At 52.2% G+C, this 17,320-nt stretch carries 16 protein-coding genes; 5 read left to right on the top strand and 11 right to left on the bottom strand.

Translation table 11 applies throughout. The features are described from left to right. Positions 1-8 precede the first annotated feature (8 nt). The 8 genes from yihA to CYQ09_RS13570 all read right to left on the bottom strand — a co-directional run bounded on the left by yihA (position 9) and on the right by CYQ09_RS13570 (position 8,604). Entirely contained in the window at positions 9-656 is a 648-nt protein-coding gene (gene yihA / locus CYQ09_RS13600; protein ID WP_106358415.1) for a ribosome biogenesis GTP-binding protein YihA/YsxC, read from the bottom strand. Between the two features lie 178 nt (positions 657-834). Next, the gene (yidC, locus tag CYQ09_RS13595) at positions 835-2,646 is read right to left on the bottom strand and encodes a membrane protein insertase YidC (RefSeq protein WP_106745964.1); all 1,812 of its coding nucleotides are present in this window, start codon (positions 2,644-2,646) and stop codon (positions 835-837) included. A 159-nt stretch (positions 2,647-2,805) separates the two neighbouring features. Further along, positions 2,806-2,979: a hypothetical protein gene (locus tag CYQ09_RS18355; protein ID WP_162617678.1), complete on the bottom strand. Its 174-nt coding sequence runs from the start codon at positions 2,977-2,979 to the stop codon at positions 2,806-2,808. A 290-nt stretch (positions 2,980-3,269) separates the two neighbouring features. Continuing rightward, entirely contained in the window at positions 3,270-4,991 is a 1,722-nt protein-coding gene (locus CYQ09_RS13590) for a SulP family inorganic anion transporter (protein ID WP_106745963.1), read from the bottom strand. Between the two features lie 41 nt (positions 4,992-5,032). Continuing rightward, entirely contained in the window at positions 5,033-6,709 is a 1,677-nt protein-coding gene (locus CYQ09_RS13585) for a bifunctional protein tyrosine phosphatase family protein/NAD(P)/FAD-dependent oxidoreductase (protein WP_106745962.1), read from the bottom strand. Between the two features lie 15 nt (positions 6,710-6,724). Then, on the bottom strand, positions 6,725-7,606 hold the full coding sequence (locus CYQ09_RS13580; RefSeq protein ID WP_106745961.1) for an MBL fold metallo-hydrolase: 882 nt from the start codon (positions 7,604-7,606) through the stop codon (positions 6,725-6,727). A 26-nt stretch (positions 7,607-7,632) separates the two neighbouring features. Then, on the bottom strand, positions 7,633-7,845 hold the full coding sequence (locus CYQ09_RS13575; protein ID WP_106745960.1) for a YgaP family membrane protein: 213 nt from the start codon (positions 7,843-7,845) through the stop codon (positions 7,633-7,635). A 90-nt stretch (positions 7,846-7,935) separates the two neighbouring features. Next, positions 7,936-8,604 carry a Crp/Fnr family transcriptional regulator gene (locus CYQ09_RS13570; RefSeq protein WP_106745959.1) on the bottom strand — a complete coding sequence of 223 codons (669 nt, stop codon included), beginning with the start codon at positions 8,602-8,604 and terminating at the stop codon, positions 7,936-7,938. Positions 8,605-8,796: 192 nt separating this feature from the next. On the opposite strand from CYQ09_RS13570, the gene CYQ09_RS13565 reads away from it, so the two are divergent. From CYQ09_RS13565 to CYQ09_RS13555, 3 genes are read left to right on the top strand one after another with little or no spacing between them, the layout of a single operon-like run. Beyond that, the gene (locus CYQ09_RS13565) at positions 8,797-10,215 is read left to right on the top strand and encodes a cytochrome ubiquinol oxidase subunit I (protein ID WP_106745958.1); all 1,419 of its coding nucleotides are present in this window, start codon (positions 8,797-8,799) and stop codon (positions 10,213-10,215) included. A gap of 2 nt (positions 10,216-10,217) precedes the next feature. Next, entirely contained in the window at positions 10,218-11,219 is a 1,002-nt protein-coding gene (gene cydB / locus CYQ09_RS13560) for a cytochrome d ubiquinol oxidase subunit II (RefSeq protein WP_106745957.1), read from the top strand. After that, entirely contained in the window at positions 11,219-11,323 is a 105-nt protein-coding gene (locus CYQ09_RS13555; protein ID WP_106745956.1) for a DUF2474 family protein, read from the top strand. The genes cydB and CYQ09_RS13555 overlap by 1 nt, the downstream gene beginning before the upstream one ends. Positions 11,324-11,592: 269 nt before the next feature. Here the strand turns inward: CYQ09_RS13555 and dctP are convergent, their stop codons facing one another. The 3 genes from dctP to CYQ09_RS13535 all read right to left on the bottom strand — a co-directional run bounded on the left by dctP (position 11,593) and on the right by CYQ09_RS13535 (position 15,232). Further along, the gene (gene dctP / locus CYQ09_RS13545) at positions 11,593-12,639 is read right to left on the bottom strand and encodes a TRAP transporter substrate-binding protein DctP (RefSeq protein WP_106745954.1); all 1,047 of its coding nucleotides are present in this window, start codon (positions 12,637-12,639) and stop codon (positions 11,593-11,595) included. 160 nt (positions 12,640-12,799) lie between these two features. Continuing rightward, complete coding sequence (locus CYQ09_RS13540) at positions 12,800-14,353, bottom strand: phosphate ABC transporter substrate-binding/OmpA family protein (RefSeq protein WP_106745953.1); 1,554 nt, start codon at positions 14,351-14,353, stop codon at positions 12,800-12,802. Positions 14,354-14,572: 219 nt separating this feature from the next. Further along, positions 14,573-15,232, bottom strand: coding sequence for a TetR/AcrR family transcriptional regulator (locus tag CYQ09_RS13535; protein ID WP_106745952.1), 660 nt, complete (start codon positions 15,230-15,232; stop codon positions 14,573-14,575). A 137-nt stretch (positions 15,233-15,369) separates the two neighbouring features. On the opposite strand from CYQ09_RS13535, the gene CYQ09_RS13530 reads away from it, so the two are divergent. Further along, complete coding sequence (locus CYQ09_RS13530) at positions 15,370-16,254, top strand: shikimate dehydrogenase (protein ID WP_106745951.1); 885 nt, start codon at positions 15,370-15,372, stop codon at positions 16,252-16,254. A 43-nt stretch (positions 16,255-16,297) separates the two neighbouring features. Then, positions 16,298-17,305 (top strand): DctP family TRAP transporter solute-binding subunit, encoded by a 1,008-nt coding sequence (locus CYQ09_RS13525; RefSeq protein WP_106745950.1) that lies wholly within the window; start codon positions 16,298-16,300, stop codon positions 17,303-17,305. Positions 17,306-17,320: the final 15 nt, after the last annotated feature.

Genomic DNA, 17,320 nt, shown 5'->3' with positions numbered 1-17,320 from the left:
CCTTGATTTCATGATAGGCCTGCAATGATGGCGCGAAGCGTTGGAATGCCTTCGCCTTTTTCGGATGAGGTCAGGATTAATTCGGGGAATGCCGCGGGGTGCTTTGCCAGCGCAGCACGTGTTTTTTCAAGCGACGCAGCAAGCGCATCACCCTTGAGCTTATCGACTTTGGTCATCACGACCTGAAATGTCACCGCAGAACGGTCGAGCAGTGACATGATTTCTTCGTCTACGGCTTTGGCGCCATGGCGCGCGTCGATCAGAACAAAGACCCGGCGAAGTGTTTGACGCCCGGACAGGTAGTTTTTCAGCAAACGCTGCCATTTCTCCACAACGGCGACGGGCGCATTAGCAAAGCCATAGCCCGGAAGGTCGACAACATAGATGTCGCCGGCGGTGAAGTAGTTGATTTCTTGCGTGCGGCCTGGTGTGTTTGATGCACGGGCGAGGCCCTTGCGGCCTGTCAGCGCATTGATCAGAGACGATTTACCAACGTTGGATCGACCAGCAAAACAGATTTCTAAACGGTCAGCTGGCGGCAACCCGTCCATGGCGACAACACCTTTGACGAATTCAGTTTCGCCCGCAAACAATAGGCGGCCAGTTTCCAGTTCGCTTGGTTCAGGTGTTTCAACCTCGGGAAAGCGCATTTCCATTTTAAAGTACCTCGACCTTGTCGTTCATCGCACCTTATCGCCGTTCATGACGATGGCATAGGTGGCAAAATTTGTGGCCCGAACTATTAGGCCGTCATTTCATTACTAAACCGCGAGACGCTTTGCAGCACCCCGCGGTCTAGGTCATTGGATAGCCGCCCCTGCAAGGGGCATCATCTTATTTGTCGTCTTCGGCGGCAGTCTTCTTTTTGCGGCGCATACTGGATTTGATGTTTCCAAACACATCCGGCTTTGCCCCGTGGCTGCGCATGATCAGATACTGCTGAGTAAAGGTGATCACGTTGTTCGCGATCCAGTATAGAACCAAGCCGCTGGCAAAGTTGCCCAGCATGAACATGAATACCCACGGCATCCACGCAAAGATCATTTGCTGGGTTGGATCAGTCGGCGCTGGGTTCAGGCGCTGTTGCAGCCACATGGAAACACCAAGGAAGATTGGCAAGATACCCAAAGACAACAATTGAAGCGGTCCAAGATCAGGCACAGCGAATGGCAGCAACCCAAACAGGTTGAAGATTGATGATGGGTCTGGTGCGCTAAGGTCATTGATCCAACCGATCCAAGCTGTGTGGCGCAGTTCGATGGTGACAAAGATCACCTTGTACAGCGAAAAGAAGATCGGGATCTGCAACAGCATTGGCAGACAACCGGATGCAGGGCTGACCTTGTTCTCTTTGTAAAGCTTCATCATGCCTTGCTGGAGAGCTTGACGGTCGTCGCCTGATTGCTCTTTCAGTTTCTCCATCTCTGGCTGCAGCTCTTTCATTCGCGCCATAGAGACATAGGATTTGTAGGCCAAAGGCAGCACGATCGCTTTGAGAATAACAGTGAGCGCGATGATCGCCCAACCCATGTTGCCAATCAAACCATGCAGCGTGTGCAGCAGCCAAAAGATCGGCTTGGTCAGGAAAAAGAACATACCCCAGTCGATACTGTCCAAGAAACCGCCAACACCTTCTTCGTCTTCATAGTGCTTGATGGTTTCCCATTCTTTTGCACCAGCAAAGAAACGGGTCGTGTTTGTATAGGTTTGACCAGCGGCGATAGATGCGACGGGCATCACAGCCTCGGCTTGGAATAGATCGCGGCTTTCGTAGTATTTTGACGTTGAGCGGAATGGTGCATCCTGCGTCGGGATCAGCGTTGTCATCCAATAGTGGTCAGTAAATCCAACCCAGCCGGATTCGCTTGCCTCTAGGCGCTCTGCAGGCACACCTTCTTTTGGGTCGATATCGTAATCTTGGATATCCTTATAGTCGGTTTCTTCCAGCGCGCCGTCAGTCATCCGTACCAGACCTTCATGCAAGATGAAGAATTTTTTCAGGTCAGCGGGAATGCCGTGACGACGGATCAGACCATATGGACGCGCAGAGATCGCAGTATCTGCGTTGTTTTCGATGCTTTGCGCAAAGCTAAACATAAATTCGTCGTCCACAGAAATTTCGGTGCGGAAAACTTGGCCTGCGCCATTGTCCCAAGAAAGGGTTACGGGGGTCTGATCTGTTAAGACATCGCCACTTTCCAATGTCCAAACGGTATCAGGTGTTGGGACATTGGCGGCGTCGATGCCTTCCGACGCGGCCCAGCCAAATGCCGTGTAATATGCCCCTGCTTCGCCTTCGGGGCGCAGCAATTGGACGATTTCAGAGTCCGGGTCGATTGTTTCATGGTATTGGGTCAGGGAAAGGTCGTCGATCCTGCCACCGCGTAGTGACAATGAACCTTCTAGGTCTGCTGTGCGGATTTGAATGCGTGGGGCCGGAGCGGCGGCCACTTCGGCTTCTGCCGGAGCGGTGGCCGTCGATGTCGTTGTGGTCGTGCCGGGCAGCGCTGACACATCGGCGCTAACCGTTGCCTCGGCGGCTATATCGATTGGTTGGTCCTCTGGCGGGAACAATACTGTCCATGCCATGATCACCGCAAAGCTTAGCACTGTTGCCAAGATGAGGTTTTTGTTCTGGTCGTCCATTCGAAACCGCCCATTTTCCCATAAAAATCTGATGGCCGTTCAACCCCTCAGGGTCACAAAGGTCAAGTGGTTTTCAGGAAATAGGGACGTATTGAGGCACTTGTGACCGATATAAACGGCAAACGCATCGCGGTGCTGATGTGTCGGGTCAGAGGGCGATCAGTTCTGACGAGACTGGAGATAGTGCGTACGTGTCTGGTGAAATACCGCGATTAAGCGGGGATCGTTGATAGCAAGTTGTTCAACTTGCTCTGAAAAGTCGGCCTCGTTTTGGCCGTAAAAAGAGGAAGCGGCGGCTTCGTGGGGGGCGGTTAGTTTATTGGCTTGTTTCATAACTGCTTACTTTCTGACATTTCACGCCCTATTGTTATTCATCTAACGCGGTAAAAATGAGGCCGCAATATGGAGTATGGGTCGAATTTTAGCGATCAAGGGCGGTAAATAGTGTTGGATAAATGACTTTACGGAAGGTTATGCCGTATGACTGTTAATCTTTGCAACTATTTGAGTTGTCGAAGAACTGTTTATGGCAACGCAATACTGGGGTGATAATGCTTGTGGATTACGTTACGTTACTTTGGGTGTGCTGATCTGTTGAACGACTTGTGATTGTTTTTGCTGAATTATTTTAAATCTTTGGTAATGTTCGCGACCGCTTCATACTGCGATAAGTAGACGCTCCCGCCTAATTCCTGCAAAAAATGTTGTTCGTGCAAACGGTCCATTATTGGGCCTTTTACCTCTGATAAGTGTAGGTATACGCCCATTTCCAGTAGTCTTTGGTTGATCATCTCAAGCGATTCGAGCGCGCTAAGGTCGATTTCATTGACCGCAGAGCACTGCAATATCACGTGCCGTACTTGTTCGTCTTCCGCGACGCGATCTTGTACTTGATCCTCGAGATAGCGAGCATTGGCAAAGTATAGGCTTTCGTCGACGCGCAATGTCACGATCTCTGGGTGGGTCTGGACATCATGTCGATTGATATTTCGAAAATGTTCGGTGCCAGCGATTAGGCCGACCTCGGCGATATGTGGGCGCGATGTTTTATACAGGTGCAAGACTATCGAAAGCCCAACACCAGCAGAGACGCCGACTTCTACTCCCATGATAAGGGTAAGAAGGATCGTGGCCAAAACAGCCGCAAAGTCGGCCTTTGAATAGTTCCAAGCGCGCTTGAGTATGCTGAAATCAACGAGACTAAGCACTGCCACGATGATTGTCGCGGCAAGCGTAGCTTTGGGTAAGAAAAAGATCAGCGGGGTTAGTGCCAATGCGGCGATGGCAAGTCCGATCGCGGTAAATGCACCGGCAGCGGGGGTTTCCGCGCCCGCATCAAAGTTCACGACAGACCGTGAAAACCCACCCGTGACGGGAAAGCCACCGGTGAATGCCGCGCCGATATTCGCAGCGCCTAATCCGATTAATTCTTGGTCGGGGTCGATCCGTTGGCGTTTCTTTGCAGCAAGCGTTTGCGCGACAGAAATAGACTCTACAAAGCCGATTATCGAAATCAGGAAGGCGGGCAGTAGTAGCTGCCCTAGCAACGTAACCGAGAAAGATGGTAGCGTCAGCGGCGGGAGGCTTTGCGGAACGTCACCCACGATTTTGACGTCTTGGTCAGCCAATCCGAACAGCCACACCGCGAGAGTCGTCGCAACGACCACAGCAACTGGGCCAGCCTTAACAAGTACACTGGTTAACCCTGCATTCAGCCCGATTTTTTGCAGCAACGGCTTTAGCCCTTTGCGGACCCAAAATAGGAAAGCTGTTGCGATGATGCCGATAGTCGCGGTAATGACGTTCGTTTCAGGTAAATGTTCGAAAAGTGACGATAGCAGGTCGAGCAAGTTATGCCCGTGGGCCTCAATGCCAAGAATGTGCTTGAGCTGGCTCGCTGCAATGATGATTCCAGATGCTGTGATGAACCCAGCGATGACCGGATGGGATAGGAAGTTTGCGATGAACCCTAACCGAAACAACCCCATAGCAAGCAAGATCATCCCCGAAAGTGCCGCAAGTGATAGGGCGGCGACGGCATAGCCCATGGTCCCTTGTTCTACGATGTTACTCAGCGCGGCAGCAGTCATAAGAGAAACAACCGCAACAGGCCCTACGGCCAACGCGCGGCTTGTTCCGAAAATGCTGTACAGGATAATGGGTGCGATTGACGCGTACAGCCCCGCCTCTGGAGGCAAGCCCGCCAGCAAGGCGTAGGCAAGTGATTGCGGGATCAGCATGATCGTCACAATCACAGCCGCGATCAGATCGTTAGAGAGCGTCGCGCGGTTATAAGCCTTGCCCCATGACAGGATGGGTAGGTAGCGTGTGAAGGTGACGTTCATGCGAGGGCTCGGTTTCATGCGGGTTGCCTTGGGTGGCGTTATTATTGTTTGGTAGTGATTTTTTCGGGTTTTGCGAGCCATTCACGGCCCTTTAGCATCCCCTTCCAATATATCGGCGGGAGTAGCTTTTCCTTAAGGAACCACGCTGCGCGCGTCGGTTTGGTTCCGTCGATCAAAAATTTTGGAAAGCTGGGCAGCAACGTGCCGCCATAGCCGAATTCGGCCAGCACGATTTTACCGCGTTCAACGGTCAATGGACACGACCCGTATCCATTGTATTGGGCAACAGGTGCACCGCCACGCATGTCGGCGACCATGTTATCGGCGACAACCGGTGCCTGCATTCGCGCAGCCGCAGCTGTTTTCGCATTCGGCGCGTTCATAACATCGCCCAGCGACCAGATGTTGTCATAGGTTTTATGGCGCAGTGTTGCCTGATCAACATCGACCCAACCCGCGGCATCAGACAGTGGCGACACCCGGATAAAATCCGGCGCTGTCTGTGGAGGAACGACATGCATCATGTCAAAATCCATCTCGACGCGCTCGATTGGGGTGTCGGGTTTGGCGACATTGAACCACGCTTTTTTTGCGGGTCCGTCGACGGCAACGAGGTTGTGAAAGAAGTTCAGCGTTGCGTCGTATTTTTCGACGTATTCCGTCAGTGCCGGAACATAGTCTTTGATCCCGAACAGCACACCGCCAGCATTATTAAAGTGGATGTCGATGTCCTTTAGGACGCCCCGGCGGGACCATGCGTCCCCGGACAAATACATCGCCTTTTGCGGCGCGCCTGCGCATTTGATCGGCATCGGTGGTTGGGTAAAGATCGCACGGCCAGACTTCATGCCAGACACTAATTCCCACGTATATGGGGCAAGGTCATACCGGTAGTTTGAGGTCACGCCATTCTGCCCCAAGGTTTCGACCAAGCCGTCAATCTTGTTCCAGTCTAGTTTAAGACCCGGCGTTACGACCAAACGACCATATTTTATGACCCGACATCCATCAAGAATGATCGCGTTATTGTCGGGTTCGAATGCAGCGACTGCCGCTTTGATCCAGTGAACGCCACGCGGGATCAGTGACCCCATTGTACGCACCGTTTCTTGCGGTTCAAAGATGCCGCCGCCGACCATCGTCCAGCCGGGTTGATAGTAATGGACATCAGCGGGGTCGATGATCGCGATTTCCAGATCTGGTTTGCGTGCCTTTAGGCTGGCTGCGACTGCGATACCGCCCGCGCCTGCGCCAACAATCACTACCTCATAGCTCGCGTCGCCAGTATCGGTTGGGGTTTTGCCACCATTCGCGATCCGGCGGACAACGCCGCCCATGTCATAGCCAGCAGCTTTAGTCGCTGCAAGAATATCGGCCACGCTAAGCGTGGCGGCTTGCGATAGTGACCATAGGGTCGCCGAGCGTGTGCCTGTACGGCAGTAGGCCAGCACTGGACCGGGGAGGGCTTTCAGCGTCTCACCGAATGTTGTCGCGTCATCGTCGCTGACTTTGCCTGCGACGATGGGTTGGTAAATGGCCTCTAGGCCGAGTTTTTCGGCGGCTTTGGCGATTTCGTTGAACGTTGGCTGATCCGCACCCTCACCGTCGGGACGGTTGCAGATGATAGCTTTAAAGCCCGCGTCTTTGATGACCTGCATGTCGGCAGGCATGATCTGTGGACTGGCAGACAGCCCAGCGGTAAGGGTGTTCAGTTCCAATATTATTCTCCTAGATCAAAGACCGTTTACAGGCACTTTCAGCACTGGGTTGCCATCTTTGTCTTTTGGGACCTCTCCGGCGCGCATGTTTACCTGAAGCGAGGGTATGATCAGCTTTGGCATGTCCAATGTGGCATCTCGTTCGTTGCGGAACTTGATAAAATCTTCGCGGCTCTTGCCTGCGCCGACGTGGATGTTGTGCGCCTTTTCATCGCCAACAGTGGTTTCCCACTGAATGTCGCGGCCATTGGGGCCATAGTCGTGGCACATGAACAAACGCATGTCGTCAGGCAGTGTCAGCACCTTTTGGATGCTGTCAAAAAGCGTACCTGCGTCACCACCGGGGAAGTCGGCACGGGCCGATCCGCCGTCTGGCATGAACAGTGTGTCACCAACAAATGCTGCGTCACCGACGACATGAACCATGCATGCAGGCGTGTGTCCGGGGGTATAGATAGCAAAGACTTCCATATTGCCGATCTTGTAGGTGTCGCCGTCTTCGAACAGCGCATCAAACTGCGATCCGTCACGCTGGAATTCGGTGCCTTCGTTAAAGACTTTGCCGAATGTGTCTTGCACGATCATGATCTTTGAACCGACGCCGATCTTACCACCCAGTTTTTGCTGGATATAGGGCGCAGCTGACAGGTGGTCGGCGTGCACGTGGGTTTCGATGATCCAGTCCACCGTCAGGCCTCGGTCCTGCACTTCTTTGATGAGCCTATCTGCGTGGTCATAGGTGATCCGGCCCGCGGCATAGTCGATGTCCATCACGCTATCGATGATCGCGCAATGGTCACTGGTTGGGTCTTTGACGATATAGCTAATCGTGTTTGTTGCCTCATCAAAATGGGCGGATACGTCAGGGGTGACGTTCATATCAACTGGATAAGTCATGTGTGGTCTCCTTTGATTCAGGGAGGTTAGGCCTGACAGGTACGCAGGCCGAAAATGCGATAAACTGGGCAAAATCGGATGGCCGACGTGGCTAGTAAGACGATACCAGCAACCACTGAAATCGCGGTCGCAGTGGTACTGTTAAAAAGAGCGAAATTCGTCACGAAAGGCGCAGCAAGCAAGACAGCGCCAATCACAAGGCGAACAAGGCGGTCGCGTGTTCCAACATTTACGGTCATTTTCTGGGCTCCGTGTTAGGTTCATGATCCTTCTACATCGGGAGCCCGCTAGTTTCGGTGACATTGTCACCAAACGATATAAGGTTCCCGTTAGTGATTATGGCCTGCTAAGTTTTCCAGCGCATTGCGTTGGATCAAATGCACGCACCCGCGACTTTGTTCGACCCAGCCCCTACGCTGAAATTCTTGAAGCTGGCGCGAGATGACCTCGCGGGCGGTGCCCAATTCGATAGATAGTTTTTGATGGGTTGTCGTGATGGTATCTTGGCCATCAGAAAGCGCGATCAGCTTATCTGCTAGCCGCACATCCATCTTTTGAAACGCGACCTCGTCGATCATTAAAAATAGATCGGTAATTCGTTTGGAAAAAGCAGCAAAAACAAAGTCGCGGAACTGTTTGGACTGGGCGACAAGGTCGTCAAAGACGGTCCGCGGTATTGCGGCTGCTTGGATGTCGGTTTCGCAAATACCTTCGGCTGAGTAGTCTTCGAAGGCCAATAAACAGGCCGTCGTTAGCACGCAGCTTTGGCCTGCGTGGATGCGATAAAGAACAATTTCATGACCGGTTTCTGATACTTGCTGCACCCGAACAGTGCCGTCTAGCAAGAACAGCATGTTCTCTGGTGAATTTCCGGGGCCAAAAATTGTCGTACCCGCAGGGACGGAAATAACGTTGCTTTTGGCCAAAAGCAGGTTTTGAGTTTCTGCAGACAGTTTTGCCAAGCCGGGAAAACGTTGTGTCCAGTTTTCAATCGTCATTATTTTGTGTGTCCCGTTACCAATCGCCGCACTGCGGCGCGATGCCTCATGAAATCCACGCTGTTGCGCTTTGCCGCCGTAAGCTTAGGCTCTATGTGATGATATACATTCTAATGTCGAAATGTGTACAGCAACCTGTTCGATCGACTTGTTCAGCCGTCGCGTAGAATGACGCGATAAGCGGAGATTAATATGTTCGATACTATGACCGCCGAAACCCTTGCCCGGATGCAATTTGCATTCACGGTGTCGTTTCACATCATCTTTCCGGCCTTTTCCATTGGGCTGGCCAGCTATCTGGCAGTGCTAAATGGTCTATGGCTCAAAACCCGTGATGAGACTTACCTGACCCTGTTTAACTATTGGAAAAAGATATTCGCCGTCGCCTTTGGGATGGGCGTCGTATCAGGGATTGTGATGTCTTACCAATTTGGCACCAACTGGTCAGTATTTTCGGATAAGACAGGGCCGGTGCTGGGCCCGTTGATGGCATACGAAGTTTTGTCTGCGTTTTTCCTAGAAGCAGGTTTTTTAGGTATCATGTTGTTCGGCCGCGAACGTGTTGGTGACAAATTGCACATGTTCGCCACCGCAATGGTGGCTTTTGGTACGCTGATGTCGGCAACATGGATTTTGTCCGTGAACTCATGGATGCAGACACCTGCTGGTTATAGCATGAACGAGTTGGGGCAGTTTGTACCCGAAGATTGGTGGCAGATCGTCTTTAACCCGTCGTTCCCATATCGGCTCGTCCATATGGTGTTAGCAGCGTATCTGACCACCGCGCTTGTCGTTGGAGGGGTGGGTGGTTTGCATCTATTGCGTAACCGTGAAGATGCGCCCGCGCGGCGGATGTTTTCAATGGCGATGTGGATGCTGGTTGTCGTTGCTCCGCTGCAGATTTTCGCAGGTGATGCGCATGGTCTAAATACGCTGGAACACCAACCGGCCAAGGTCATGGCGATGGAAGGTCACTATGATAGTCATCCAGATGGCGCGCCGTTGATCCTGTTTGGCATCCCGAACCCGGAAGAAAAGCGGATCGATTACGCAATCGAAATTCCAAAGCTGTCGAGTCTGATCCTCAAGCACCATTGGGACGCACCTTTGGCAGGATTAGACACTATTCCTGACGAAGATGAGCCGCCTGTCATGATTGTATTCTGGAGCTTCCGCGTCATGGTTGGGCTGGGGTTCGCGATGTTAGGTCTTGGCGCTTGGAGCTTGTGGCGACGAATCAAAGGCAAACTCTATGCGGATCGCTGGCTACATCGCACTGCCATTTTGATGGGGCCGATGGGGTTTGTTGCGGTGCTCGCAGGATGGATCACAACCGAAGTCGGGCGGCAGCCTTTCACAGTTTACGGGCTACTACGCACATCCGATAGCCTTGCGCCGGTGGCCGCACCCGCTGTTGCTGCATCGCTGATCGCTTTTATCATCGTGTATTTCTTCATCTTTGGGGCAGGAACGTTCTACTTGCTTCGGATGATGAACAAACCTGCAGGCACTGTGCGTTTGGGGCTGCGTGATGCACCCGTTCGTGCGGCAGGGATTACCCCGATCCAAGAGACACACCCAGACGACGCCCATGGCGTAAAAGGAGACTGATCATGTTTGAACTATCTTTCATCTGGGCAGGTATCATCGCATTTGCGGTACTGACATATGTGATCCTTGACGGGTTTGACCTTGGGATCGGGATATTGTTTCCGACCGCAAAAAGCGAAAGAGACAAGGCAACCATGATGAATTCCATTGCCCCAATTTGGGACGGGAATGAAACATGGTTGGTTATGGGTGGCGGAGGTCTGTTTGCGGTATTCCCGCTTGCCTACGCCGTGATCATGCCCGCGCTTTATATGCCCATAATCTTGATGCTGTTGGCGCTGATCTTTCGCGGTGTCGCGTTTGAGTATCGCTGGCGGACCGAACGATGGAAACCTGTTTGGGATGCCGCATTCTTTGGCGGATCCATCATGGCAGCCTTTATGCAAGGCATCGCGCTGGGCGCACTGGTGCAAGGGATTAAGGTGGCCGACCGCGCTTATGCTGGCGGCTGGTGGGACTGGTTGACCGCGTTCTCTATCCTGACGGGGGTTGCCGTGGTCGTTGGTTACGCCCTGTTGGGCGCAACTTGGTTGATCCTAAAAACCGAGGGACCATTGCAGAACCAGATGCAGCGCTATGCGTGGTGGTTGGCTGCGGGGACACTGGGCTTTATTGGTGTCGTCAGTATCATGACCCCATTCCAAGACCCGATCTATTTCCAACGTTGGTTTAACTTGCCGGGTAGTATTTTAAGCGTGCTCATGCCGGGTGCAGTTCTGGCGGCGGCGTTTTCATTGTTCAGTGGACTGAGTGCCGGAAAGGATGGGCAGCCGTTCCTATCTGCGCTTAGCCTATTCGTGCTATGTTTCGTCGGGATTGGGATCAGCTTTTATCCGAACATCGTACCGCCGGGCCTGACCATCGCCGAAGCCGCCGCACCTGATGCAAGTCTGAAATTTGCATTGGTTGGAACCGTTGTCTTAGTGCCGTTGATTTTGGTGTATACCGCCTATGCTTACTGGGTGTTTCGCGGCAAGATCGATCCAGAGGAAGGGTATCATTGATGCGATCGCTCGCAAAAATCGCGTGGTTCATCGGTATTTGGATTGCAAGCGTCGCAGTGCTTGGTGTTGTTGCCTATGCAATCCGATGGGCAATAATGGGGTGACCTATTTACCTGACTAAAAAAATCATGTATTCGAGTGGCAGCAAGTTCGGCGCGACGGCGCGCTGTCACCAAGCCATCCCCCTATGGCATAAATTCATATACGCTGGGGGATATCTGTTCAAAGGGCACAACGATCTGGATGCAGCAAAGATGTTGTCGTCCGCTTGCGGCGTGAGTGCGATGGGCGGTATACCTGCAACGTGGTAGTCGAAACAAAAAAGCAGCCCATTGGGCTGCTTTTGCTGTTTTGCGCGTGTCCATACGCAAACTTAACCGCCTGAGGTTAAGCGCCGTGTAAATGCCAGTGCACGTTCACCCTCAAAACCAGCCGCGGCCATTTCTGCGCTCCATGCGGATTCGTAGTTGGCTGCGACGCCCTTAACAGCGTTGATAACGCTTTGCGGGGCTGTTTCGATTTCGATACCTGCTGCGATAAGCTGCTCTTTGCCAATGTAGTCAGCGTAGTCGAACGCCTTGGCCGCAAGAACAGGGATCATTTCATTCGAATAGCTGCGGATCAGCGCGAGATCCTCGGCAGGTAGTCGCGCCGCTGCAGCGTTTGACATGCCTTGGAACCAGGTCGCGTTATAATACCCGCTTGGGATTTCGGAAACATATGTGATCTGGTCTACAATGTTGAATGCCTTCGCGCCTTCAAAGGGAAAGCATACGCCGTCGATTGTTCCATCAATCAATGCCTGCCGTGCATCGGTCGGCGACATTGGTACGTTGGTCGCGCCTAAATCAGACATAAGCCCAGAGATATAGCCGCCTGACGTCCGCACGCGTAGCCCTTGGAAATCTTCGGCGGTTCTTACGACTTTGTCACGCAACATCAACATGCCAGGGCCGTGTTGGAACAATCCAAGCAGTGTAATGCCAGTGTGTTCTTCCGAACCACGCAACAGTTGGCCATAAACCTTTGAGAACGCCTGAGACGCACCATAAGCGTCGCCCAAGAACGAAAACTGTCCGATCTTTGCGCGTGCAAATTCGCCTTGCGAATAGCCGTGGATACTAAACCCAACGTCAAGTTGACCCGAACGCAGCAGTTCGAGGTGCGCAGGTGGGGGGCCCATCGGGCTTGGTAAGATGTCGATCTTTACCCGGCCATCGGTGATTTCTTCAATGCCTTCGGCCCAAGGGTAAAACAGATTCTGGGCAACGTCACCTTGCAGGGGAACCCAAACGGACATGGTTAATGTATTGACCGTCTGAGCGCGAAGAATGCCTGGTGTCGCTAGCGTTGTCGTCATCGCAGCAGTTGTCGTCGACAACAACTTACGACGTGTAATCTGGAATGGCGTCTTATTCATTTACGTCTCCATTGTGACGGGCACTTTCGCGTTTGGTTTTGGCAAAGTGGCGGCACATTCGTGTTTAAAATAGGGCCGGTGGTTGCGAACTTCGTCATGTGGTTTCTAAATCCTATCATACGAAGCATCACAACCATAGAGCGACCCAGTGTTAGCGTGCTTAGCGAAGCCAGATTTCAACACGGCGGTTGATTTGGCGTCCGTCTTCATCATTGTTACACGCAGCAGGAGATGCAGCACCAAAGCCCAACGTAGTGATGGTATTTGGATCAATCCGACCGGCACTAGCTGCCAGAATTTCATCACGAATTTGCGCAGCGCGACGACGCGATAGAACTGTGTTCAATTCGCTTTTACCGATGGAATCGGTGAAGCCGATCAGTAGCATTTCGATGCCTTCGTATTCAGGGCGTTCAAGCAATTCTGAAAGACGGATCGCATCGGCACGCGCTTTGTTATCGATCTGGCTGGACCCGCTTGAGAAACGGAAAGTCGTCGACAGGCGTTCAGAATTCAAAACTTCGCGTGTGAACTGCTGCATGTTGTACAGTTCGCCGCTTTGTTCTGGCGCCGCCAAGGAATACGCCAATTGCTGACCGAATGCGTCCAGAGTCGCAGTTTCTGAATCAAGGCTTACGAAACCGGCGTTGGTGACGATGCTTTGACCCTTGGGGCTTTGCATGATGGTAATCATACGACGCAGCAAGGATGGTGAAACGCGATTGGTTGTGTATGCGTACAAACGACGGCTAAGCGGGTAGTCTTCTGAGCGGATTGCGAATGTGTCTGGTTCAGAGATGATCCCACAAGCTGACGCCAAGCGTACCGGACGAGCAAGTTTGTTGTCTGCCGTAGAAAGAAGTGCAATTGCGCCCGGTTGGCTTGCGACCAGTGCGTCCAGCTCATCAGAGCTTCGTGTCCGGTCCACGTTTGGTGAGAAGGACGAGAAGTTTTGGTCTAGAATTGCGCGAGTAAAGTAGTCTGATAATTCACCGCCATCTGATGGAACGTACAGCGAGATGGGCAAATCGGTCCCACCGATTTCGCTCCAGTTACTGATCTGACCAGAAAAGATTGCTTCGGTTTGTGCGACGCTAATGGATTTTACTGGGTTGTCAGGCGAGACAACCGCAGCAAGCGCATCTTGACCAAAAATGGTTTCATTTTCTGGGTCGTTCAGATTGCCAAGCCCCGCATCAATAAAACGTTCGACTTCGGCGTTTGTTGCGCGACGCTCTGAGAATACGATTTCGACTTCGCCATTATACAGCTTCTCAAACGCAGAAGATGTGTCGCTGCTTTGGATCTGGAAGTTACCATAAAGCAAACCACCTTCGCCAAGAATAAGACCTGATTGCGATATCGTTTGCTGAACGACAAGCTGAAGGCTCGCGTCGCTTTGCGTCGCAAGTTCTTCCATCAGTTCTGGCAGCAGCTCGGATGTGAAAGCAGGGGTAGAGGCGATGCGGATTAGCTGGTTCAGCTCATCTGCAAGTTCTGGGCAATCTTCGCCGCTGCATGTCACCTTATCGCTGTCGATCACGAGCTCACCAAGACCTGATGCAATCGTATACTGATCGTTTTCAAATTTGATCAGCTCGCCCGAGACGCGAATTGTTCGGTCCATCGATTCGAGCGTAACCTCGGCCATGGCAGGCACAGCTGCCAGTAGACCAGCTTGGGCTACCCAGAAACACCTGTTCAACGTCACCATATTACAATCCCTTGATTTTGTTAAAATTGTTTTGTTATCCGCGTCCGTGACTGTTTGAAGAATGCGGCGAAAACTTGGCGGATTTTAGGATTGGGTTAGGTTTTTTGCAATCGCAGCATTAGTGACACATGCTGGTGCAACCTTGCCGGTTTTTGTGGCGATAAATTGCCTATTTTTATGGAAAATATGTATTGGTTAAGGCTGGATTTGAGGGGGTCACTAAGCGAGAACTGATTTGACAATTGTGCAAACAATGTCGTCTCTCAGCGCAATTTGCCCCTCTGGTGTGGCTATTTTGTCGCCGAAAATGACAGAGAAAGTCGATTCGTTCGAGACGTTAAAAAAGCACAGACCACTAATCTTCCAGTGGAGCTGAAGCGGGTCGATGTCGCGTCTGAATATACCTTGTTGGGTGCCGCGTTTTAAAATTTCTTCAAGCTGTTCAACCGCCGGAGAGTTTCCTTCCCGGATGGTTTCAGAGGCTGCGACATGTGATCCGCCATGGATGTTTTCAATCATCACAAGCCGGATGAAGTCTTCGTTTTGGCGGTGATGATCGAAGGTATAGGACACTAGTTTTCGCAGCGCAGCGACCGGATCTAGGTTTTCAAGCTCTAAGGCTTTTTCACCGTTTCGTACGTCACGGTAAGCTTGCTCAAGTACCTCACGATACAGGCTTTCCTTGTCTTTAAAGTAGTAAAAGATCATCCGCTTTGACGTCTTGGTGCGCGAAGCAATTTCTTGCGCCCGCGCGCCCGACAGCCCGTGTGCTGCAAATTCTTCTCGCGCGACCCGTAGAATGTCGGCCTTCACGGCCTCGGGGTCTTGCTTCCATGTTGCACGTTGGCGAGAGGCTTTGGGTTTTGCTTCGGCTGTCATGTGACATCCTTAGCCGCAATTTACGCCCTTCGCAATTAACCGATTGGTTCAAAGTGATTGACAGGCAATTAACCGCGTGGTTCATTGTGCTCGTTCCAGCGGACAGGGTTTAGATTCGTTGGGGTGGGAGGACGTAAATGACATCGCAACAATCTATCGCAGTTGATTCTGGCGTACATGATGATTTGGTTATTGGGCTCGTTGGGCGTGGAATTCAAAGTTCACGTACCCCACGGATGCACATGGCCGAAGGTGCTGCGCAGGGCCAGCGGATCATCTATCAGTTGCTTGATGTTGATCAGTTTCCGGGCGGTGATCGTCCGCTAAAACAAATAATTGATGCCGCAGAAATTTGCGGCTTTTCCGGCCTGAACATCACTTTTCCATATAAAATTGACGTTATGCCGCTGTTGGATAGCCTTTCAGATAATGCGCGCGCGATCGGTGCGGTGAACACAGTTGTGTTCAAAGACGGTAAGCGGATTGGTCACAACACTGATAAAGTGGGTTTCCAAGAGGGCTTTCGCCAAAACATGCCCGGCGCAAACCTTAACCATGTCTTGCAGATTGGTGCTGGGGGCGCTGGCGTGGCCGTTGCGCACGCGCTTGCGTCTTTGGATGTGCAGCGTCTGACAATCGCCGACAGCGACCATGGTCGTGCTGTTGCTTTGCAATCGCAAATTGCGGCGGCGCACAAAGGTATCATCGTTGATGTAGCTGATCTTAAGGAGATGCTAGACCTTGCTCCTGATGGTATTGTGAACGCGACTCCGGTCGGAATGGCCAAACTGCCGGGCACGTCTTACCCGGTATCCTTATTGCGCCCTGAAATGTGGGTCGCTGACATTGTTTACTTTCCGCTTGAAACTGAATTGCTGGCCGCCGCGCGTGCCAAAGGCTGCCGCGTGCTGCCCGGTTCTGGAATGGCCGTTTATCAGGCTGTTAGAGCGTTCGAACTTTTCACCGGGCGTCAGCCAGACGCGGCCCGGATGAAAGCAACTTTTGAGGCTATGACCTCATAAACGACGCTGCGAAAGCAGTACTATACGCAAAAGGGAGGATACCATGCGTTTCACATTTAAATCCATCGCCGCTTCTACAGCGGTTGTTATGGCGCTTGCGACATCTGTTGCACAGGCGCAAACCATTCGCATCGCGCACGTTGATCCAGACGAATGGACGGGCTCTAAAAAAGGTGCTGCTGCACAGATTTTCCGTAACATCGTCGAAGGTGAAACTGGTCTGTCAGTTGAGATCTTCCCAGCGGGCGCTTTGGGCAACGAAGACGAACTGGTTGGTCAGGTTCAAGAAGGCCTGCTGCAAATGGCAATCGTTTCTGGCGCAATGTCCAAAGCTTGCCCAGCAGCATCTGTTCTGGATATCCCTTACACATTCGCATCCGCGACTGTTGCTTGGGACGTTCTTGACGGTGAATTCGGCGAAGCACTGGGCGAGCACTGCCTAGAGCAGACTGGTATGCGTACTTTGGCGTACGGCGAAACTGGTTTCCGTAACTTCACAAACAACACACGTGAAATTCGCACACCCGCAGACATGGAAGGTCTGAAGTTCCGCGTGCAGCCTATCCCGCTGTATCTGGAAATGGTTAGCGGTCTTGGCGGTGAGCCAACTCCAATCGCATGGACAGAACTGCCAAACGCGCTTTCTACTGGTGTTGTTGACGGTCAGGAAAACCCTGTTGGCGTTATCTATAACAACGGCCTGCACCAGTTGCAAAAATACATGACGCTTGACGGCCACGTTTATGCGGCTGATTTCCTTGTCATCAGCGATGAGTTCTTCCAGTCATTGACTGCGGCAGAGCAAGAAGTCGTTGCACGTGCGGCAGTTGTCGCGGGTAACATGGGGCGTTCAATCCAGCAGTGGACATCTGCCGAAGGCGTTCTGGCTGTTCAAGCCGAAGGCATGCAGGTTTACTCTCCGACTGCTGATGAATTGGCAATGTTTGCTGAAAAAGCACAGCCAGCTGTCGTAGAATTCCTGCGCGGCGAACTGGGTGACGACGCTGCTTGGATCGACCAACTGCAAGCTGCTGCCGCTGCGGCGCAGTAACGAAACACATTGGTA

The sequence above is a fragment of the Yoonia maritima genome (assembly GCF_002933395.1).
Classification (GTDB): Bacteria; Pseudomonadota; Alphaproteobacteria; order Rhodobacterales; family Rhodobacteraceae; genus Yoonia; species Yoonia maritima_A.
The sequence above is the reverse complement of the archived record's forward strand: the minus strand, read 5'-3'. Positions and strand labels throughout refer to the sequence as shown.